Here is a 21,229-nt window from a genome sequence, read left to right on the forward strand (position 1 = left end):
GGCGCGCTACTCGGCACCGGGGATGTGCGGTGAACCATCGCCCGGCTGCGGTAGTTCGGGAGGGGTGCCGCCAAGTTCCTCACCGGCCTCGTGGTTCTCGGTCCCGTCAGGAATGGTGCTGCCGATCGTGCCGGGACGGTCGCTACCCGCGAGCGGTTCGTTGAACACGGGGCGGTCCTCGCTCGACTGCCACACCTCGCGCGGCGGGCGCTTGTTGACGTCCTTGAAGATTTCAGCGAGCTCCTTCTCGCCGAGGGTCTCCTTCTCGAGGAGTTCCTCGACGAGATGATCGAGTACAGGACGGTTGGTCTTGATGACGCTCCACGCTTCATCGAGGGCGTTATCGAGAAGGCGGCGCACCTCCTCATCGATGAGACGCGCGGTGTCCTCGCTGTAGCCGGGCCCCTGGCCTTGCTGCATGCCGACGAAAACCTCGTCCTGGCCTTTGCCGAGGGCGACCTGCCCCACGGTGGCGCTCATGCCAAGCTCGGTGACCATGGCTCGAGCGATGCTCGTGGCGTTCTTAAGGTCGGAGCTCGGTCCGGTCGTCACGTCGTGGAAGATGCCCTCTTCGACCGCGTAGCCACCCATTGCGTAGGCGAGGCGGTCGAGTAGCTCGTTGCGGCTTTGATAGTTGCGGTCGGCCGTCGGCCCCACCATCGTGTAGCCGCCCGCGCGACCGCGCGGCAGGATCGTCACCTTCGTGACGGGTGCCGAGTTGTTGAGTGCCGCGGCGACAAGTGCGTGCCCGCCCTCGTGGTAGGCCGTCATCTGGCGCTCGCGCTCGGTCATGACTTTCGAGTAGCGCTGCGGGCCCATCGATACTCGGTCGATCGCCTCGTCGAGTGCACGCATGTCGATGATCTGATTGCCCGAACGAGCCGTGAGAAGCGCAGCCTCATTGAGAACGTTGGCGAGATCGGCACCGCTCATGCCGATCGAACGGCGCGCGATGTTATCAAGATCGACGTCGGCAGCGAGAGGCTTGCCTTTCGCGTGCACCTCGAGGATCTTACGGCGCCCCTTGAGGTCCGGAGTTTCCACCGCAATCTGGCGGTCGAAACGACCCGGGCGAAGTAGCGCCGGATCGAGGATGTCGACGCGGTTGGTCGCGGCGATCAGGATGACGTTTTGATGCTCCTCGAAACCGTCCATCTCGACGAGCATCTGGTTGAGGGTCTGCTCGCGCTCGTCGTGGCCGCCGCCCATGCCGGCTCCGCGGTGGCGCCCCACGGCGTCGATCTCGTCGATGAAGATGATCGCCGGCGCGTTTTCCTTCGCCGTATTGAACAAATCGCGCACGCGGCTCGCACCAACGCCCACGAACATCTCCACGAAGTCGGAGCCCGAAATGGAGTAGAACGGGACCCCTGCCTCACCGGCAACGGCCTTCGCGAGGAGGGTCTTACCTGTGCCCGGAGGGCCGTAGAGGAGGACGCCCTTCGGAATCTTCGCGCCTACGGCGTGATAGCGCTCGGGGCTCACGAGGAACTGCTTAATCTCATCGAGTTCCTCGACCGCTTCGTCAGCACCCGCAACATCCGCGAACGTCACTTTCGGCATGTCCTTGTTGAAGAGCTTCGCCTTCGACTTGCCGAACTGCATGGCGCGCCCGCCACCCTGGGCATTCATCATCCAGAACCAGAAGAGGCCAAGGATCACGAGGAGCGGGAAGAAGGTGAGCAGAAGCTGGCTCCACCACGACGGTGTTGCGATCTTATCCGTGTAGCCCTTCGCCGGCTTCGCGTCACTCACGGCCTTGACGACGTCATCGCCGCGGTCGGTGACGTACGAAAACGCTACCCGCTTCCCTTTATCCTCAAAGTCTTTCGTCAACACGAGGTTGACTCGCTGTTGATTGCCGTCGATGATCTCGGCTTGCTCAACGGTGTTGCCTTTGAGGAGCTCAAGCCCCTGCTCTGTGTCGATGTCCTGGAAACCGCCGCGTCCAAAAAAGTTCAGCGCGAGAAGAACGATCGCGAGAGTCGCGAGGCTCCACAGCCACAGATTACGGGCGGGGGATTTCTTTTTTTCTGCCATGTGAGGTGCTAATTCTTACGTTCTCTTGAGGGCGGAGCAAACGCCCCGCGCGCGTATGGTGAATGAGCGCGAATCTACCCCGAATCGCTGGACAGGGGCTGTCAGAGGCCCCAATGTTCTCAATCGGCGTAGACGCTTGGCTTGAGAATCCCAATGTAGGGAAGGTTGCGGTACTTCTCGGCATAGTCGAGGCCGTAACCGATCACGAACTCGTTCGGGATGTCGAAACCCACGTATTTCACGTCGATATCGACCTTGACCGCCTCCGGCTTGCGCAGGAGGGTGCAGATTTCGACGCTCTTTGGCCCGCGCGAGCGGAGGTTGGTGCGAAGCCAGCTCAGGGTCAGGCCGGAGTCGATGATGTCCTCGACGATGAGCACATGGCGATCGGTGATATCAGCGCTCAGGTCCTTGAGAATACGCACGACACCCGAAGATTTCGTGCCGCTGCCGTAAGAACTCACGGCCATCCAATCCATGTCCACGTCAAGCGTGATGGCGCGCGCGAGATCCGCCACGACCATGACTGCACCCTTGAGCACGCCAACGAGAATCGGGGCCTCATCTTTGTAGTCGCGATCAATCTCTGCGGCGAGTTCGCTGATCCGCTCGCGGATCGCCTGCTCGTCGAGCAGGATGCGCTCGACGTCCTCATCCATGGTCATGGGGGTCCTTCCCGGTGCGTCGCGTTATCGAGGTCACGGGGCCTCAGCCTGATGTATCGCGCACGCGACTGTCTCGGGCCCGGAAAACGATGAGCCCTTCGTCGCGTACCGCTTCGATCTTACCCGGAAGGGGGATGGGGCCCTGGCCTCGATAGGCGGAAACGAGGGAGTCAACGTGAAGGATCTGACGCCGAAGGAGCGACTTCCCGGAACTCGAGCCCGAAAGCGCGCTCGCGTGGGCGATTGCGCGCTTCAGCACGCGCGTGCGCAGCGCTCGGTCAAGCGGGGCTAGGGAGTAGGCGTCAAGCGCGAGTAGCCCGGGGGTGGCAGTCGGGGGGTTCCGACGCAGGCCCGCATAGGCCTCTTCCGCTTCTTTGTCGAGGTAGTCGGCATCGTCTCGCAGGAGGTCGGCGGTCCGCACGAGGTTCGCGGCCACGTGCTCGCCGAGAACGTCGGCGAGCATCGGCAAGGCGCGTGTGCGGGCCGCAACCCGCAAGTATTTCTCGTCGTCGTTCATGGGATCGTCCCAAACGTCGAGATCGAGGGCGTCGCACACGGCCCGGGTGTCGCGCCGCCACAGCCCCGTCTTCTCGTCCCTTCCCGTCCCGAGGAAAGGGCGAAGGATCGCTCCCCGCTGGCGGGGAATCCCCGCGAGGGAACGCGCCCCCGCTCCGCGTGCGAGCCCGAGCAGCACCTGCTCAGCTTGATCGTCGAGGGTGTGCCCGAGGAGAAGCCCGAGCGCGTGGCGCTCCTCGAGAGCAGCCTCAAAAGCTACGTGGCGGGCGACCCTCGCCGCATTCTCAAGTCCGCCTTCTCCGGCGGTATCGACGTGGATCCGGCGAATATGGCAGCGTGCAAGCCCGAGCCGCTCACACTGAAGCGCCGCCCGCTCAGACACCGAGGCGGAGTGCTCTGAAAGACCGTGGTCGATAAGCACCGCTTCGACCTCGAGTCCGAGCCGTGACGCGACCCACTGAGTCGTCGCGGCGAGGGCAAGCGAATCTGCGCCGCCGCTCACCCCCACGAGAACGCGCGGAAGAAGGCCCGCCCCGTCGGAGCGATCGGCGCATTCCTCGAGCCGGGAGGCGAGGGCGGCTTTCACCGCTACGCGAGCACGGGCAACTGGTTCGGGCGGGCCGCTCACTACCCGTCCCCCTCGGGCGCTCCGCCGCCCGCAGGCGAAGCAGAGGAGTCATAAAGGCCGGCAGGCGTCGGACCTCCCGCGGCGACAATAGCGCTCGCCACGTAGTCCACGACTGCTCGCGCTTCCCCGTACCCTGCCGAGGTTGAATCGTAGGCGAAAATCGCGTAGCCAACCACACGGCCGTCAGCCAGCACCATCGTGCCTGCAAGGGTCGAGGTCCCCGAGAGGGTGCCCGTCTTCCCGCGCACGATTCCGCGCGCTTGCTCCGCACCATCTTCGCCAAAGCGTTTCGTGAGAGTCCCCGTAAGACCACCGATCGGGACAAGCGCGAAAGTATCCTTGATCGCAGTGGGCGCCTCCCCCGACGCCCACGCCGTGAGCTGTGCAAGAAGCAACGGTGAGATTCGGTTATCCTTCGAGAGGCCCGAATTATCAGCAATCACGAGCCCCTCGGTGGTGAAGCCACCCTCCCGAGCGACGTCGTCGAGCTCGGCTTTGACCGTCTCTCTCGCTCCAGCGACCGTTCCGGGATGTCCCGTGTGCACCGCGGAAAGTCGCGCGAGCGTTTCTGCGAGCGAGTTATCGGAATACAGAAGTGTGTGCTTGATCCAGTCGCGTAGCGGCGCTGAGTGCACGGCACCGACCTCGCGCGCCCCCTCGGGAGCGGAAGCGCGAGTAGGCGCCGCCTCTACCGTGATACCGCGCTCGTTCAAGAGCTGCGCGAATGCTTTCGCCGCTTCGAGGGACGGATCCTCGACTTTCGGGCCGTAGGGCCTGCCGTCGGCGCGGCCACCATCCACGCCGAGCGGGGTAATTGGAGCAACCCACCCACCGGCCGGGCCGTTATCGCCCCACGCCGGATTGACCGGATCGTTGCCGAACAGCGAGTCGTCGAAAACGAGCTGGACTTTAGTGCGCCCTTCCTCTTTGAGCTTTGCTGCGCTCTGATCGGCGAGCGAAGCAAGCGAGGCTCGTTCGATGCCCTCTTTTGTCTCCTTCGCTTGCACGGTGAGGAGGTTGTCGCCACCACCGACGAGCACGAGACGCTCCCCATCGAGCACGGCTCGCGTCGTAAACGTCGTATCCGGCCCAATAGCCTTCGCAGCGGCAAGCGCGGACAGAAGCTTCATGGTCGAGGCGGGAGTGAGCTGCACGCCTGATCCGTGCTCGGCGATGGTGTCGCCGCTCGACGCGTCCACGATCGCATAAGAAACCTTGCCCGAGAACGCCTTGAGCCGTGGAAGGGCTGCTATCGCGGAGTTAATCTGATCGGCGCTCACGCTCGCTGCCGGCGACACCGCATCGTACGGCCGCTCGTCATCCGTGCGCTCCCACGATTCGCCTTCGGCAGGAACACCTTCGACCACGGCCTTCTTCTGCGTGCGCACGGTGAGCACGCCCGGAAAAGCATCGACGAGGTCGCCAAACGTATAAAAGGACAGTGGCAGCGCAAGTGCGAGGGCGGCAGCGAGAACCTCCACTGCCTTCGAATTCGCCATTGCTGTCCACTCCTTTTCGCCTCAAGAAAACGCGCCACGCGCCCTGTGTGTCTGTGACTTCGTGCAAAGTTTACGCGCGCGTGAATCACTCGCGGCACAATCGAGCGCCTATGAGCGCTGAACTTCGCTATTGTTACACGCAGAGGGCATGCCCCTCGGTCACATAGAACACCTTAGGCAATGGAGTCACACACGTGGAATTCGACGTCACGATCGAGATCCCGAAGGGGAATCGCAACAAATACGAGGTCGACCATCACAATGGTCGCATCCGGCTCGATCGCATGCTCTTTACAGCAACGCGATACCCCGATGACTACGGATTCATCGAAGGGACGCTCGGCGAAGACGGCGACCCGCTCGACGTCCTCGTCCTTCTCGAAGAGGCGACGTTCCCCGGCTGCCTGATTCGCTGCCGCGCACTGGGAATGTTCCGCATGCGTGACGAGTCGGGCGGCGACGACAAGATCGTCGCGGTCCCCGTTGGCGACAAGCGCCAGATCCGCCGGCAGGAGCTCACCGACATTTCGGAGTTCCACCGACTCGAGATCCAGCACTTCTTCGAGGTCTACAAGGATCTTGAGCCCGGCAAGAGCGTGGAAGGTGCTCACTGGGAAGGCCGGGATGACGCGGAAGAGGAAATCCGCGCATCCTACCGCCGCGCGAAGGGCACGGAACACGAAAACGAGTTCACCCAGGACATCTAGTCCGTATCCCCCAATAATGAGGGCGCTCCCGTCTCATCGGGAGCGCCCTCATTATTTCGAAAGCGACGTTTTCGCTAGTCGTCGTGACCTTCGGTCTTCTCGGCAAGTGTCGAAGGGACCGGATCATCCACGTGGCTAAAGACCTCTCGGGCCGCCTCGATCACTGTCTTGGTAAGTGCCTTGTTCCCGAGACCACCGATCACTGCCCCGATGCCAAACGGGATGAGGCGCCCGGCCCACAGCCCCGTGAAGCGACGCGTCACCGTACGCCGAATCCAGCGATTGACTTGCGTGTTCACCGCATCTGCGACAAATGGGGGTGCCATGCCATCAAGCACCGTCGACCACTGCAGGCCGCTCTTGCCGAGGGCCTTTGTGACGATCTCGGCGCCTCGCTCACCGCCGAGAATGGCAAGAATGACCGTGCGGCGCACCGTCGGATCACTCATGTCGACGCCGTGCACGTGGGCGGTGCCGAGCGTCAAAAAGGCGCATGCCTCGGCAAAGGCGAAGCCTTCACCTGCCGTGAGCGCGACCGCGGTAGCGGTGCCCACCGCAGGAAGTGCGGCTACGCCGCCAATGCCGACGCCCGTGGCAACGGCCAGCTTCGTAAAGTGCCCCTCGAGCCGAGCGATGATCTGCTCATCGCTCCACGTGGGGTTCTTGCGGCGAAGAGAATCGACGTACTTGCGGGCGATCGGCCCCTGAAGCGCTAAGGCCTTATCGATCAGTTCGAACTGTTTGTCATCGATGAGCGATTCTTCGCCCTGCCCCTTCCCGCTCGGTTTCTTAGACGTGCGCAGGTCCTTCGAGGCCATTGCTCTCCTTATCGTGGACGCTATCGGGCGCATCCGGGCGCTCTCACGCCCGCGTGCGGTGAAGATCAACGGCGCCGGGCTCAAGTTTGGCCACGTCACCGCGCAGACCAAGGTAGCGAACCGCGTCTGAAAGTTCGGTGTATCGGTGCAGGTAGGAATCCTGCACAAACGAACGCTCGACGCCACGGTCGTGACACAAAATGCCATCGAGATGGTCGCTCTCGTGCTGGAAAATCCGTGCGCGCCAGCCGGTCCAGACCTCGTCAAGTTCTCGCACCTCACCATCGGCGAGGATCGCGGTGCCGAAAACGCGCACGCTCTTGGGGCGTGGTACGAGCGAACGCCAACCATCCACGCTCAAGCAGCCCTCCCAGCCAAACGTCACCGTGTCCTCCCCTTCCACGTCCTCGTAGTGGGGATTGATCACGGCCATGAGCGGAAGATTGTCGCGGTCGTAGAGCTCGTCATCGGCGTCGCGCTCCTCCCCCTCTTCGCGAACGACATCCTCCATGACAACGAGGCGAATCGGGACCCCCACTTGCGGGGCAGCGACGCCGACGCCGGGAGCATCGTGCATCGTCACGACGAGTGCATCGATGAACTGCGCAAGGAGCTCCGGATCGAGCGAACCTGCGGCGTCCTTTGACTTGGCGCGAAGTGCCGGATGCCCCGCCTGCACGATCCGGAGCGGAGCGTTTTTGTTCGACCTCTTTGCGAGGGTCCTCTCAATCAGTTGCGCGAGGCTCGTCATGCCATCGCCGCCTTTCGTCGTCTATCGTCATCACCTCGAAGGGCCGAGCCGCGCCTTTTCTTCCACGCTACTGTCCACAGCGAAAGCAGAAGGAACTCCGGGTGGCGGCAAGCGTCGGACTCCCCCGACAACATTACGGCCCCGCGCGTGCGGAAGGTCGGGAATACCCCTCGGCGCGTCCCGTATGGTCGGCGCCACAGTGAGGTATTGTTGTCCATACGTCAGCAAAGACCGCTGACTGTACTTCACAACGGATCGTCCGGCACGTACCTGCCGGTGAAGGGAATACCCATGGCAAAGGTTATTTACGACCACGCAAGCCGTATCTACCCGGGCAGCGATAAGCCCGCGGTTGACGACCTCAACATCGAGATCGAAGACGGCGAATTCCTCGTCCTCGTTGGCCCCTCGGGCTGCGGTAAGTCAACCTCGCTGCGCATGCTGGCCGGTCTCGAAGAGATCGATGCGGGCCGCATCTTCATCGGCGACCGCGACGTCACGAACGTGCCGCCCAAGGACCGCGACATCGCGATGGTCTTCCAGAACTACGCCCTTTACCCCCACATGTCGGTTGCCGACAACATGGGCTTCGCACTCAAGATCGCGGGCACGCCGAAGGATGAGATCCGCAAGCGCGTTGAAGAGGCCGCAAAGATCCTCGACCTCGAGCAGTACCTCGACCGTAAGCCCAAGGCTCTCTCGGGTGGTCAGCGCCAGCGTGTCGCCATGGGCCGCGCAATCGTGCGCTCGCCCCAGGTGTTCCTCATGGACGAGCCGCTCTCGAACCTTGACGCGAAGCTTCGTGTCTCGACCCGTACTCAGATCGCCTCGCTCCAGCGTCGCCTGGGCGTCACGACCGTTTACGTGACCCACGATCAGACCGAAGCTATGACGATGGGCGATCGCGTCGCCGTTCTCGCCGGTGGCGTGCTCCAGCAGATCGACTCGCCTCAGCGCATGTACGATCACCCGAACAACGTGTTCGTTGCGGGCTTCATTGGCTCGCCCGCCATGAACCTCATCGAACAGCCCCTCACCGATCAAGGCGTTGCCTTCGGTGGCTCCGTGATCCCCGTGGATCGCTCGACCCTCTCCGAGTCGAATGAGAAGGCCGTCACCGTCGGTGTGCGCCCCGAGGATCTCGAGCTCGCCGCGGACGGCCTCCCCGTCGAGGTCGACATGGTCGAAGTGCTCGGCGCTGACGCCTACGTGTACGGCCGCCTCGCTGGCGCGGGTGAAACGGATAAGCCGATCATCGCTCGCGTCGACGGCCGCCGCCCTCCGCAGAAGGGTGAAACCGTGCACTTCCAGCCGAAGGCTGACCACGTGCACCTGTTCGACCTGAAGTCGGGCAACCGTCTCGGCGACTAATCGCCTCATTCCTCAAACGAGGAAACATTCACAAAGAAGGCACGCGAATCGCGTGCCTTCTTTGCATACATCGCCCGACAGTAGGAGAGAATAGAAGGCATGGCACCCATCGAGATCTCCGCAGCGCGAGCGGACGAGGCGCTCCTCGATCTGCCGTGGAGCCTCCCCCTTGCCGACTGGCCCGATTCGCTCCTCGCATCGCTCCCCCGCGGCATCTCGCGCCACGTCGTCCGTTTTGCCCGTGTAAGTGGGCGAGTTCTCGCTCTCAAGGAAATCAACGAAAACCTCGCGCGCGCCGAATTCACGACCTTGCGTCTGCTCGGAAAACTCGGAATCCCCGCCGTTGAACCGTTTGCGGTTGTGAGCGGGCGCGAATCGGCCGAGGACGGCCGCGACCTCGACGCCATCCTGATCACGAGGCACCTTCAGTACTCCCTCCCCTACCGGGCGGTGTTCTCCCAGCTCAACAGCGAAGACACGGCACGCAAGCTTCTTGACGCGCTTGCCGTGCTGCTCGTCCGCCTCCACCTCGTCGGCTTCTACTGGGGTGACGTCTCGCTTTCCAACACCCTCTTTAAGCGCGATGCGGGCGCGTTCGCCGCCTACATCGTTGACGTCGAAACGGGTCAACTCGAAAGTCAGCTGACGACGGGCCAGCGCGAATACGATCTCGACATTGCGCGCACCAATATCGTGGGCGAAATGCTCGATCTCCAGGCTGCAGAGCAGCTGCCTGACAACGTTGATCCCATTGCCATCGGTGATCTCCTACTCGAGCGGTACACCGAGCTGTGGGATGCGCTCACTGGCCGCGAAACATTCAGCGCGAATGAACGCTGGCGCGTGAGCGCCCGTATCGAGAAACTTAACGAGCTCGGTTTCGACGTCGACGAGCTCGACATGACGACCGATCTCGACGGCACGACCGTGTCGGTGCAGCCGAAAGTTGTGGATGCCGGGCACCACAGAAGGCGGCTCATGCGCCTTACGGGAATCGACGCTCAAGAAAACCAGGCGCGCCGGCTCCTCAACGACCTCGATCAGTACCGGGTTCTCACGAATCAGCAGGGTGAGGAAGAAGAGTTCGTCGCCCACGAGTGGCTTCAGGAGCAGTACGAGCCGGTCGTGCGGGCGATCCCCCGCTCGATGCGCAAGAAACTCCCGGCTCCCGAGTTCTACCACGAGCTTCTCGAGCACAAGTGGTTCATGTCGCAGCGCCTCGGCAAGGATGTGACGTGGGATAAGGCCGTCCAGGACTACATCCTGAACGTCCTTACCTATCGCCAAGACGAACGCGCCCTTATTACGTCGGAGACCTCGGCGATCCCGATCGTGACCGAGACGGAGCTGTAAGGCTCACTCAGGGCTAGGTGTACTGACCGGAGACGTTGATTGAGCCTGCCGGGTTGTGAGCTTGCATCAGTTGGTGGGCGAGGTCATGGACGCGCTGCACGGCTTCAGGTGGGTCGTAGACTTTGATGTGGTCCCCGAATTGGAGGAGCTGGCGAACCGACTCGATGTCGGGATAGGCCACGGTGATGGTGAGCCACTCGTCGACGGGATTGGACACGTCGACCAGACGGCTCCCTAGGATCCTGGCGGCGAGGTCCAGCCGGTTGGCTCGCAGGTGAGCGTTAATCTCCACGCTCGCGTCGGTGGTGAACGTGCCGACCAACTGATCCCAGACTTGCTCCAAGGGCTTGCCGGGCCGCAACACGGCCGGTTCGTCCATAGCCTTGTGTGTCACCAGGCGGTTGGTGTTGAACATGCGCGGCGTGCCGTCCACGGCACCAACCAGTTACCAGACGGCTTGCTTGCTAACCAGCCCGTAGGGGTCGACCTGGTAGGTGTCGGCAGTGGCGTGTCCGCTGTGGCGGTAGGTGACGACGAGCCGGCGGCCCTGCCGGGCCGCAGCCAACAAACTCGACAGGTCCCGGGTCGTGGCAGGAGTGAACCATCCGGCAGGGTCGATCAATAGGACATCGGTCAGAGGCGGTTCGCCTGGGTCCCAGCGACGGGTGGCTGCCGTTAGCTTGGCGCGGGCGTGTTCACCTACCTCTCCTAGGCCAATCTGTGCAAGCTGGTCAGGGCTGAGGCCGACTGCCGCGAGGAGCTGCAGCTCGGAGGGATCGAGCCGTGACAGGTCCAGACGGGAACGCGCGTCGAGCACGATCGCGCCATGACGGCCGCGTTCTGCATGGACTGGGACACCGGCAGCTGACAGGACTTCAACGTCGCGCAGGACCGTCCGGGTAGACGCTTCAAAGCGGTCAGCGAGCTGCTGGGTGGTCATCCGTCCGTGCACTTGGAGCAGCAGGACGATCGGCAGTAGATGAGAAGCCTTCATGTCCTCATGTTCACAAAAAAAATATGACAGGAACTGTCGTGTATCGGCGATGTGCTGGGAGACGTTCACACGCCAACCCAACCCTTGGAGGCCCGCCATGACGGCACCCAACCTGTTCCTGACCTACGTGACCGACACTCAGCGTTCCACCGTGTTCTACTGCGACCTGTTCGACATCGAGCCCACCTTCACCAGCCCCCGCTATGTCGCTTTCGAGGTCGCGCCCGGCGTCCTGTTCGCGATCTGGACCGGCCACAACGAACACACCACTCTGGAGACGCCGCGCACCAGCGAGCTCGGACTGATGCTGCCCGGCGGGGGCGACGCCATCGACGAGGTCTACCAGCAGTGGGTCACCAAGGGCATCCGGGTGGTCGAGGAGCCCCACGACGACGTGTTCGGCCGCACCTTCGTGATCGCCGACCCAGACGGCAACCTCATCCGCGTTAGCCCCGTCGACTGGCATGCCGCCCCATCCCTTTCGTGGCGGCGAGCAGCAGCTCGCCGCCACGACTCTCTGTCGGGGAAACCATGTCACACCCCAACGCTGCCCTCACCCCACGCCACCGTCTCAAGGTGGCGTAGCTCGTCGTCGACGAGGGATGGCCGATCAGCGAGGTGGCCGCCCGCTGCCAGGCCTCCTGGCCCACTGTGAAACGCTGGGCCGACCGTTACCGGGCAGGCCAACCAATGCAGGACCGGTCCTCCCGTCCCCATCGCTCGCCGAACCGAACCAGCGGGAAGACTTCCCGGCGCTGCATCGACCTACGGCTGCGCCTGCGGGAGGGGCCGGTGCAGTTGGCCTGTCGACTGGGCATCTCCCCGTCGACGGTCCACCGCATTCTGGTCGCTGCACACTTGAACCGGCTGTCCCATGTCGACCGCGCCACCGGCGAACCGGTCCGTCGATACGAACACGACCACCCCGGATCGATGCTGCACGTAGGCGTGAAGAAGCTCGGCAACATCCCCGATGGTGGCGGTTGGCGCTACGTCGGCCGTCAGCGGGGCGAGAAGAACCGCGCCGCCACCCCTAGCAAGCCTAAGAATAGGTACCGGGACCCGTTGACGGGCAATGCCTACGTCCACACCGTCATCGATGACCACTCCCGCGTCGCCTACGCTGAGATCCACGACGACGAAACCGCCCTCACCGCCACCGCTGTCCTGGTCCAAGCCGTCGAGTGGTTCAACCAGTGGGGCGTCACCGTCGAGCGGGTCCTTTCTGACAACGGCGGTGCCTACCGGTCGTACCTGTGGCGCGACACCTGCGAGGCCCTGTCGATCACCCCGAAGAGGACCCGTCCGTACCGGCCACAGGCCAACGGCAAGATCGAGCGCTTCCACCGCACCATGGCCGACGGTTAGGCGTACGCGCGGTGCTACCACAGTGAGCATGAGCGCCGTGACGCCCTCGCCGGCTGGCTCCACCAGTACAACCACCACCGGCCCCACACTGCCTGCGGGAACCAGCCGCCCTTCTCACGGTTGACCAACGTCTCCGGTCAGTACAACTAGGAGTCGTCTGAGGGGTGTTCCGTCTCTTCGGTTTGCGCGAGGTAGCGGTAGAGGGTTGAGCGGCCGATCCCGTACTTCTGAGCGAGGACTTTCTTGGTCACGCCTTGTTTGGCGAGGGCCTTGGCCTCGCGGGCTTGTTCATCGGTGAGGACTCGCGCCCGACCGGCGTAAACGCCTCGAGCTTTTGCCGCTTCGATCCCTTCGCGCTGGCGTTCGCGAATCAGTGAGCGCTCAAGCTCTGCCACGGCACCGATCAAGTGGAGCTGGAAGCGCGCGTAGGGGTCCTCGGAGTTCGGGCGAAAGACGAGGTCCTCTTTCACGAAGTGGAGGGTGACGCCACCATCAGTTAGTCGCGTGACGATGGACTCCAGATCGCGCAAGGAACGCGCTAGACGGTCCATAGAGGCCACAACGAACAGGTCCCCCTCCCGGAGGTAGTTCAAGGCCTCGCGAAGCCCCTGACGATCGTCTACACCCTTGCCGGAGGCTTTATCAGAGAAGACCTTGTCACAGCCGCCTATCGCGAGGCTTTGCCGGTCAAGGTTCTGGTCTACAGAGCTGACGCGCATGTACCCCACGCGCTGCCCGGTGTAGGTCGCCATCGTTCCGTCCCCCTGTCTCCAAACCCTGCTGGACTTCGTCTCGTTGAGTTCGAGAGTACCCACTGAGATACCGCGAAGAGCGCGAGGCCGACATGTGCCGCTGGCGTGTACTCAATGAGACGCACCGCCCGAGCCTTAAACTCCTGTGAATAATGTTGGGCCATAACCCAATCCTCCTCAAAAACCGAGGAACAAAACCCAGGACGCTTCAAAGATGTGAGCTGTCTTGAAAGGGCAGCATTACGCACAGCCTCTTCGACGCCCCTGGCTACATGCCGAATGCTGGCACAAGCTGCAGTATGAGAACTCCCATCCGATACTTTAGTATATGCCAACCATAGCGCTTGTCGGATCCATTTCGCTGATAGAAACCCAGAAACGATGACCAGAAAGACTGCATTCTGCATAGTCCCCTGGGAGCTCCTCGGGTTTACACCCCCAGGTATCGCGGACCCTCGATTCAAAGGTAGTTTTATCCACCATCTTAAACGTGAGATTAAATCCGCCCCACTCTTCGCAGTTATAGTCGTTCAACGAAAACTGTTCGGCCACTCCACTTTCAGCGATCAACTTTTCTAACTCGAGCAGTTCCGACCGCTGCTCTTCGCCACATTCGTTATAAATACCATCTAAGCTGCACGCGCTGAGCGATAGGCTCATCGTAGCGCACAGCAGCACACCTGCGACTATTTCTTTTTTCATGTCAGTTCCTTCCGTTGAGGTCATTTCCTTTGTTATACGGTGCGGAACTTCCGATGGCGCCAAAGCTTTTCCGCACTGAGGATTAGATATGCCTCCAATCCTCCAATTGAATCGAGTATGTGCATGGTGCGTATATGTCGCCTCCCCCACTGGAGCGCGATCCTGTTATTTGCTTTATCTCGCGCCGAGTCTTGACGTTCTTTCGCCGTTCCATTTTTGGCAAGGCCATACTCATGTGCCCACCCCATCGCCTTTGCTGCTTTAAGACTCACGCGGGAGTAAATCAGATTCATCCAAACAAAGTGACGTATTGCGTTCGCTTTATTATCGTTTCTTTCGTAGGCTTTTCCGACAGCCAACGATTCCGCAGTGGCAAAAAGGATCTTGTTGCAATTGCGACGCCCGAAGCTGGCACAAGTGAGTATAGTGACAGCGTGCCTTCGAAGTTTTGCTCGTCTACTCTCTCGACCACTTAAATCCCGTTGATTGATGGGGTCTGTGGGATAGTTGTATGCGGTGGCGTTGCCTCCGGGGACGGGATCAGCGGAGGTGAAGTTCCCTGTTGTTTGGTTGTAGAGGCGTACGCCCATGAGGGTGAGGCCGGCCGTGGCGTCGGTTGTTGAGCGTTCTTTCGCGCCAAGCCACCCATACCCGAGCGGCCCAGCAACACTGCGTGCCTGCTCAGGATCATTCGGCGTGCCGTATTCTTCGAACCCAGCCCACCCGGTGATGGTTTCAGCGGGAGTCTCGCTCGCAGTCTCGGCCGCGATCGGAATCGTGGTGACCACATCACCACGAATATTCGGCAACGTCAGCTCCACACCACCGTCGGCCTTGGTCTGCGCGCCGAGATCTCCGCTAATCGAGCCCGTGAAACGCACGGTGTCCCGTGTTCCGTCAGGACGGGCCGTCTCTACCCACGCCGGATTATCACTCTCATCCGCGTAATGCCGCGTCGTCGTAGTAGTCCCCGCCGGTGTGACCGTGGTTTGGGTGAGCCTTCGAGCAGACACGTCCAAGCCAAAGGTTGTGGTGGTGTCACCTTGAGTGATCTTGTGCGGCAGATCACTATCGAAATACGCGAGGCTAATGTTCCCCTTACCAGGGTTCGGGGTGTGTGCTGCTGGGACCTTGGTCTGGCGTCCAAACAGGTCATAGACGTATCCGCCTGTGGAGCGATCCGCTGTGTCATACGTCAACGACTGAGTCTTCCCAGCAGTCACAGTACCGGTCGGGGTTCCGTCAGCGTGGATTGTTTCTTTGAGGCTTGCGCGAGCACCCTTCGCGGTAAACGTGTACTCACGCACCACATACGGCGAGGCCGTATTCTCCCCTTCGGGCGCTTTCGTGAGGTCCTCGACTTTCGCGAGGTTGCCGGCCTTGTCATACGAATACCGGTGATCGAAGTCCAGCGGATTTACATCCACGGCCTGCGTCACCTCTGCCTCAGGTGTCACACCAGCCGTCGTGGCGATCTGCGAAGCAAATGTCGAGGTATCCGTCCGCACACGACCACTCACATCATTCGTCTGCGACCACGCAATCCACTCCCCCGATGTCACCTCGCCCGTGTCTGGGTCGGTGAGCTGACCCGAATAGCTCAAGCCGATCTCCTCACCGGCTTCATCCAACAGATGCCGGGCAGTGATACCTGCCGGCAGCGTCTCCGTGGTGAGGGTACCGGTCGCGTCATACGCTGCCCGATACTCAAGCGGCGTTCCGGCGCCGCGTGTCACGGTCTGCTTCGTGACGAGGCCGCGCCGCTCTTCTTTCCCGTTCGCATCGGTTCCGTCGTACTCGAAGCTCGTGACGCCTTTACCGTCATTGATCGAGGTTACGCGGGCTTTCGCGTCATACGTTGTTGTGGTGACGTCCCCCAGTTGGTTTGTAGAGGTGAGCTGTTTGCCCCATGCGTCGTAGGTGTAGGTCTGTTTCGCTCCACCAATACCAGTACCAGCACTGTTGGCGACACCGACCGCGTCCACGAGACCCGTGGCTGGGTTGTACTGGGTAAAGATCGCGTCCATCGCCTCCGATCCCGCGAGACCACTCGTGGAGGTCTTCGTATAGATGGCGCGGCCTGCGGCATCGTATGTCACGCTCGAGGTCCGCGACGCGGCACCGGAAGTCTCTACGGCTGTGGTGGGAGCGAGCCAATAGTCATACCCGGTGATTTTCGTGCTTGGCATGCTCGGCCCTTCACTTGGGGCCGCGGCTGGGAGCACCCGACATATTTCACCGGCCCAGGCTTTGGCTTGCGCCGTGTTACCACAGGACGCATCGGCATTGTTGGGACCGGCAGTGTAGTAGATCGTGCGGGTGGTGCCGGCATCCTTCCCGTTTGATCCAGGCGCAATGGTGGTAATAATTTTGCCGCGCGCATCAAACACCTGCTTGGTCACTCGGCCAGCATTGTCGGTCACGGTCGTCGGTGTCCCAAGGGTCCAACCCGATGTCGTCGAGGTTGCGGCTGCGCCGTCGATCGGGTTGTAACCGTTCTTGGTGGTCGAGACCGTCTCCACAACGCTTACCGAATCGGGCCCGCTGCCCGTGGTGACCGCATCCGATATCACGGTCGTGGCAAGCGAATACGGTTGCCCGGTCGCGGCATTGATCCCGCTGTTGGGTGCGCCTTCGTCATAGATCGTGCGGGAATGCGGCCGCACCCTGGCTGTGGAGCCGTCGTTCAGCATGACGTCGCGGGCGGGAGCGAACGTCTGCTCCACACGGGAACCAGCAGGAAGAATCGTCTTCCCACTCGCGTCCGTCGTGTCAGAGTTGTAGAACGTTTGGGTGGACAGGTCATCAATCTGTGCTGCCGACAGCGACAGGTCGTCTTGAGCCGTCTTCACTGCTGCCTCATCCAGAGTGCGCACTACATTGCCTTTGGCGTCATACCACGTGGCGTCGATCTGCCACGCGCCTGCACCAAAGGTTGCCGTGTTGATCGTGTATGCGTCGGCATTGATATAGCTCAAGCTCGCATACTGCAGATCTGCGGCACTCACGTCCTTGCCAACAAGCGCGTTGACCGGATGATCCGAATCAAAAACCGCATAGCCCTTCACCGGGACCTGTGCCTCGAACTCGGGGCTGCCCTCGGTGTCTTTCACCCACGCCTTCACGCCCTCGCGCGACAGGTCCGGCCGGCCATCTCCACTGGTCGCAATGTCGTACACGATCGAGGCGATCTGCACCGGCGCCGCACCCGCGGTTTGCCCCTCCCGCTGCACGTTCTTCACCACCATCGTGGGAATCGACGCATCCGGGTTCGGTGCATAGGTCATGGTGTACCCAGCGAGACCGCTCGGGGTGATCGTCTTAATCCTGGTCGAGGACCCATCCCACGTGTACGTGGTCTTCAGTCCCGAGCGCACATCCGTCACACTCGCAAGTCGCGTCAACGCATCATAGGTATATGTCGTGACCGGCCTGGTCACCATCTGCTTCGAAGCCGGGTCAAACAGTACTGCTAACACCTTCACCAGCCGCTGCGCGCTCTTGCCACTGGGGTCCGTCACCGTCTGATACGTCAAATCAAGCGCACGACATCCTGGCTGCAACACACCCGACGGCGGGCACGAGTCAGCAGGAAGACCATCCGGCAGCGGCGCAACAATCCGCGTCACCACACCAGTCGTGGCGTCATACCCAAACGTGGTCGAGGAGCCGTCCCCCACGGCAGCAATCGACACCGGCCTGAAATCAAGATTCTTACCCGCGCCACCAGCAGAGGGCTGGAACGTGGTCACCGTGCCGTCACTCTCCGTCACCACCAACGTCGGAGCTGCAGCACTCCCGGTGATCGCCGCCTTCACACCCGACAACTCCGTGTCGGTTGTCCCTGGAACTAAAGAGCCCGTGACCGTCTCGCGCTTACCCGAGGCATTGACGAAGACAAGCGCATCGCCATCCTCACCCAGCAATGCAATAGACCCATCACTCATCCGCTGGTCAATGACGTCAAGCCCCGCGAGGCCAGCAGACTCATCACCCTCAAGATTCGCGGTAAACCCTGGACCAAACACACCCGTCACCGGATCCGCGGGCCATGCCTTCACATCCCCACTACCCGTCAGCGACAAATGCGAACGCGACACCGTGAGATCCGAACCATACCCGGGAACCGACACGTCCCTATCCGACAACGAGAACTCGCCCGTATACAGGGCGACCTGGCCCGTCTCCACGTCAGTGGTGGGATAGCCATCACCGAACGCGTGCGGCACACGCACCACCACGGTCGGGGCCACCTCCCCCGTACACATCGGCTGCCTCACGCCCGAATACGTGAAACACACCTGGAAGTCCATCCGGACCGGTCCACGCGACGTTTTGTTCGCTGCAGCTAATGCCGCAGCCGCATCAAACGTGCCTGAGAACACCGTCTCCTTACCCAGCGCACCCGTCACCGCGACAGCATCACCTGCATTCACCCACGGATCATCACTACCCGACATGCGCCATTGCATTCGAGCAGACACCGTTGTCTCATTCGCTGTGCGCGGCGGCGCCTTCGCCAGCACGTTAAAAGCCCCGTTTGAGGCCTCCAGCCTGCTGGGAGAGTACAGGGCAGGGCCACCCCACCCGACCGTGAACACGGCCGCATCAGACTGCATTCGCGAAGCCGAATACACGCGCGCTCGAATCTGATGCCCACCAGCACTCTTGGGCAGCGACATCGTCGCGCTCTTACCGGCCGTGACCGCTACCGCCGTGGCCGCCGTATTGCCATCCACGCGATAATCCAGCTGCACTGCCTGATTATTCCCACCTAGTGACGGCACGGTAATCGTGCACGGCACGTTTGCGCTTGGAGGGGACTGGACCCAGCTGCCGTTGGTGTAGCCCTGGCAGGTGATCGTCGGGGCCGCAGGCTTGGCTTGTGCTGTTTTCACTGTGGTCCACGCCGACCACGTCCCGTTCCACGCGCCAAGCTGATCCGCTGCCGCCGCCCGCACATACAAGGTCTTGTTATCGGGAAGATCAGCCGGAAGAACACACGAGACGCGCGAGCCCGAAGCCCCAAGCGCCGTATCACACTCAGTCACAAGCGTGGATGCCGACGCCGACGCCGACGTGTGCACCTCAATATTGGCTTTCACCGTGTTGCCATCGGGATCACTCACTGTGGTCGAGACCGATGGGCGTTTCGCAGACACGAACGTAGCGCCAGCGAACGTGGTCGAGCCTGCTACTTGAGGAAGAGCGGCAGCATTAGGCTTTCGGTTATAGGTGAAGACAATCGACGGTGGGGTTGTGGACTCCATCGACCGAAAACGCTTCCACCCCAACACATCCGTCTCTGAAGCTGCTTTCAACGCGAGCGTGGCACTAGCCGCGCTCGAGGAAGACCACGACTGCGCCAGGCCGGTGATGGGAATATTCACCCACCCCGCAGCGCACGACGAATTCGCGCCCTTGGCAACATTCACACTGCCGTACCTGGTCACGAGCCCAGGCTGAGATCCCCAGCGAATCGACGAGGATGCCACCGACTTCGTCGACCACACTTCGAGTGGTTTCGCCGTGCACGAATACGACCACGACTCATACACCTTCAACGACGCCGGCTGAACCTTCACACCTTTAAACGGTGCCGTCGAGAACGTGAGGAACGATCGAGCTTTCGCCCTGCCGTCATACGTTCCGACCTTCAGCTCTTGCTCACTCGAACGATCCGACGAAATATTCGACTGCACAAAAGCATCAAACGTCGGACGCGCTGTTGCCGAGGCATACACCGGGTCCACCGTCACAGGAAACACGCGCGCACTATCCAGCAGCCACGCACGATCAACCGACAGTCGCAACGTCACCGAATGCTCAGACTGCCCCACGAGCTGCACCCCAACCCCCGTGTGCTGCGTATGCTCCTGTGACTTGGCGTCCACGAAAGCGTCCCACGCCATCGGCGCTTCAAAACGAGAGACAACATTTCCGGCAGAGTCCACAAACTCCACACGCTCACCGGCGATTTCGCGGGCTGTCACACTCTCTGGGATCGACAACGGCACATCCCATGTCACAGCTGAGCCCGACTGGTCCGCAGCATAAGCCTCGGCAGCGGTGCGGTCCGCAATCACAAACGACTGTTCAAACCCATCGCGGGTCGCTGTCACCCGAAGATCAATGCCCGGCCACGCCTTTGCATACGTTGCCGTCGATCCCTCCACGCGCGGGGCCCCAAGAGTGTCCGGCCACGTGACCGCGATCTGTGAATCCGCTGCACCACCCGACAGTGACGCCACCTCGGCCGGTTGAGCATCTGTGCCATTCACCTCGCCCGCCAACACAACACCCTCTGGCACTGACGCGGGACCAAGCGAACCATCCGCCTTCTCCACCAGATCAGTGTTGAACGAGGCCCATTCACCCTTGTCATTCTTGAACCGCACAGGGGCCGCGAACTGCTCCGTGGTCACCGACCCATACGGATTCACCCACGTGCTCGAGGACTCCGACCGTTCCGCCGTCACCTCAACACGCTGACCCGTCGCGCGTGCGCGGATAGCTGCAGACGGAAAATCCACAGGGTCTTTCGAGTCAGTAGGCCCTGCAACTGGGGCACTCGGGGATTCTGCACCGCGTGGGGCTGCCCACGCCTCAATTGGCTCCAATCCCGCTATCAACAACGCTGCGCACACAATAAATGCCACAGCAAAAACGGCACGACGAAGGACCCTGTTTTCAGCCCAACCAACCACGCGAGAACCCCTACTCACTTGCAGCACCACTGCTGCTCCCATAACACCCCCGGCCGAGGCATCAACTGAATGCTACGTTCACATCACAGCAATCACGAACAGACCTAAGTCCCAGAAGTTTCGCAGGAGACGCAGAGGGATAGCTTGTTTCAGCCTGCCACCCCTGCAGACGCGGTCGTCGTCGCCCTTCGCATGGCCCCAGGTGACGAAGCGCGTCAGGTGCAGGCTTTCGGCAGAGGGCAACCCGGCGTGGGAACACCCGGCGTCCTGGGATAAGACCGGGGATTTCTTGCTGGTATCGCTCGGCAAGCTCAGGGGTGGCGGCGGTTGCGGTGATTGTCATGCCGTGGATGTCAGC

Annotated in this window: 14 protein-coding genes and 2 pseudogenes; 5 read left to right on the top strand and 11 right to left on the bottom strand. The window is 61.8% G+C overall.

Annotated features, from left to right (window positions below; genetic code table 11):
* Positions 1 to 6 precede the first annotated feature (6 nt).
* From ftsH to HMPREF3176_RS08270, 4 genes are all read right to left on the bottom strand, one after another.
* Positions 7 to 2,040: an ATP-dependent zinc metalloprotease FtsH gene (gene ftsH, locus HMPREF3176_RS08255; protein ID WP_070459712.1), complete on the bottom strand. Its 2,034-nt coding sequence runs from the start codon at positions 2,038 to 2,040 to the stop codon at positions 7 to 9.
* Positions 2,041 to 2,159: 119 nt separating this feature from the next.
* Complete coding sequence (hpt, locus tag HMPREF3176_RS08260) at positions 2,160 to 2,705, bottom strand: hypoxanthine phosphoribosyltransferase (RefSeq protein WP_016664325.1); 546 nt, start codon at positions 2,703 to 2,705, stop codon at positions 2,160 to 2,162.
* 43 nt (positions 2,706 to 2,748) lie between these two features.
* Positions 2,749 to 3,849 carry a tRNA lysidine(34) synthetase TilS gene (gene tilS, locus HMPREF3176_RS08265; RefSeq protein WP_070459715.1) on the bottom strand — a complete coding sequence of 367 codons (1,101 nt, stop codon included), beginning with the start codon at positions 3,847 to 3,849 and terminating at the stop codon, positions 2,749 to 2,751.
* Positions 3,849 to 5,348 carry a D-alanyl-D-alanine carboxypeptidase/D-alanyl-D-alanine-endopeptidase gene (locus HMPREF3176_RS08270; protein WP_070459718.1) on the bottom strand — a complete coding sequence of 500 codons (1,500 nt, stop codon included), beginning with the start codon at positions 5,346 to 5,348 and terminating at the stop codon, positions 3,849 to 3,851. Before HMPREF3176_RS08270 ends, tilS begins: the two co-directional genes overlap by 1 nt.
* 194 nt (positions 5,349 to 5,542) lie before the next feature.
* Here HMPREF3176_RS08270 and HMPREF3176_RS08275 point away from each other — a divergent pair, with 194 nt between their 5' ends.
* Complete coding sequence (locus tag HMPREF3176_RS08275; protein ID WP_016664322.1) at positions 5,543 to 6,055, top strand: inorganic diphosphatase; 513 nt, start codon at positions 5,543 to 5,545, stop codon at positions 6,053 to 6,055.
* A gap of 74 nt (positions 6,056 to 6,129) precedes the next feature.
* Here HMPREF3176_RS08275 and HMPREF3176_RS08280 read toward each other — a convergent pair whose 3' ends face one another.
* Both HMPREF3176_RS08280 and HMPREF3176_RS08285 read right to left on the bottom strand, forming a co-directional pair.
* Positions 6,130 to 6,873 (bottom strand): hypothetical protein, encoded by a 744-nt coding sequence (locus tag HMPREF3176_RS08280; RefSeq protein ID WP_070459720.1) that lies wholly within the window; start codon positions 6,871 to 6,873, stop codon positions 6,130 to 6,132.
* A gap of 43 nt (positions 6,874 to 6,916) precedes the next feature.
* A complete protein-coding gene (locus HMPREF3176_RS08285; protein WP_070459723.1) occupies positions 6,917 to 7,624 on the bottom strand; it encodes a peptide deformylase in 708 nt (235 codons plus the stop codon).
* 291 nt (positions 7,625 to 7,915) lie between these two features.
* Between HMPREF3176_RS08285 and HMPREF3176_RS08290 the strand changes: the two genes are divergently transcribed.
* Positions 7,916 to 8,995, top strand: a complete 1,080-nt coding sequence (locus HMPREF3176_RS08290; protein WP_034372768.1) for an ABC transporter ATP-binding protein — start codon at positions 7,916 to 7,918, stop codon at positions 8,993 to 8,995.
* Positions 8,996 to 9,094: 99 nt separating this feature from the next.
* On the top strand, positions 9,095 to 10,348 hold the full coding sequence (locus tag HMPREF3176_RS08295) for a DUF4032 domain-containing protein (RefSeq protein ID WP_034372765.1): 1,254 nt from the start codon (positions 9,095 to 9,097) through the stop codon (positions 10,346 to 10,348).
* Between the two features lie 13 nt (positions 10,349 to 10,361).
* Here the strand turns inward: HMPREF3176_RS08295 and HMPREF3176_RS10590 are convergent, their stop codons facing one another.
* Positions 10,362 to 10,781 (bottom strand): WYL domain-containing protein, encoded by a 420-nt coding sequence (locus HMPREF3176_RS10590; RefSeq protein WP_246826710.1) that lies wholly within the window; start codon positions 10,779 to 10,781, stop codon positions 10,362 to 10,364.
* Between the two features lie 12 nt (positions 10,782 to 10,793).
* Entirely contained in the window at positions 10,794 to 11,411 is a 618-nt protein-coding gene (locus HMPREF3176_RS10595) for a helix-turn-helix transcriptional regulator (RefSeq protein ID WP_246826712.1), read from the bottom strand.
* A 28-nt stretch (positions 11,412 to 11,439) separates the two neighbouring features.
* Between HMPREF3176_RS10595 and HMPREF3176_RS08310 the strand changes: the two are divergent.
* Positions 11,440 to 11,775, top strand: a pseudogene (locus HMPREF3176_RS08310) (VOC family protein); the annotation flags it as partial.
* A 98-nt stretch (positions 11,776 to 11,873) separates the two neighbouring features.
* Positions 11,874 to 12,860, top strand: a pseudogene (locus HMPREF3176_RS08315) (IS481 family transposase).
* On the opposite strand, the gene HMPREF3176_RS08320 reads toward HMPREF3176_RS08315, so the two are convergent.
* From HMPREF3176_RS08320 to HMPREF3176_RS08330, 3 genes are all read right to left on the bottom strand, one after another.
* Positions 12,857 to 13,462 (bottom strand): recombinase family protein, encoded by a 606-nt coding sequence (locus HMPREF3176_RS08320; protein ID WP_070459729.1) that lies wholly within the window; start codon positions 13,460 to 13,462, stop codon positions 12,857 to 12,859. The pseudogene HMPREF3176_RS08315 and the gene HMPREF3176_RS08320 sit on opposite strands and share 4 nt — an antisense overlap.
* Before the next feature lie 321 nt (positions 13,463 to 13,783).
* Positions 13,784 to 14,164 carry a hypothetical protein gene (locus HMPREF3176_RS08325; RefSeq protein ID WP_034372759.1) on the bottom strand — a complete coding sequence of 127 codons (381 nt, stop codon included), beginning with the start codon at positions 14,162 to 14,164 and terminating at the stop codon, positions 13,784 to 13,786.
* A 32-nt stretch (positions 14,165 to 14,196) separates the two neighbouring features.
* On the bottom strand, positions 14,197 to 20,697 hold the full coding sequence (locus tag HMPREF3176_RS08330) for a DNRLRE domain-containing protein (protein WP_070459731.1): 6,501 nt from the start codon (positions 20,695 to 20,697) through the stop codon (positions 14,197 to 14,199).
* Positions 20,698 to 21,229 lie beyond the last annotated feature (532 nt).

It is taken from the genome of Dermabacter sp. HMSC08H10, from assembly GCF_001807585.1.
GTDB lineage: Bacteria > Actinomycetota > Actinomycetes > Actinomycetales > Dermabacteraceae > Dermabacter > Dermabacter hominis.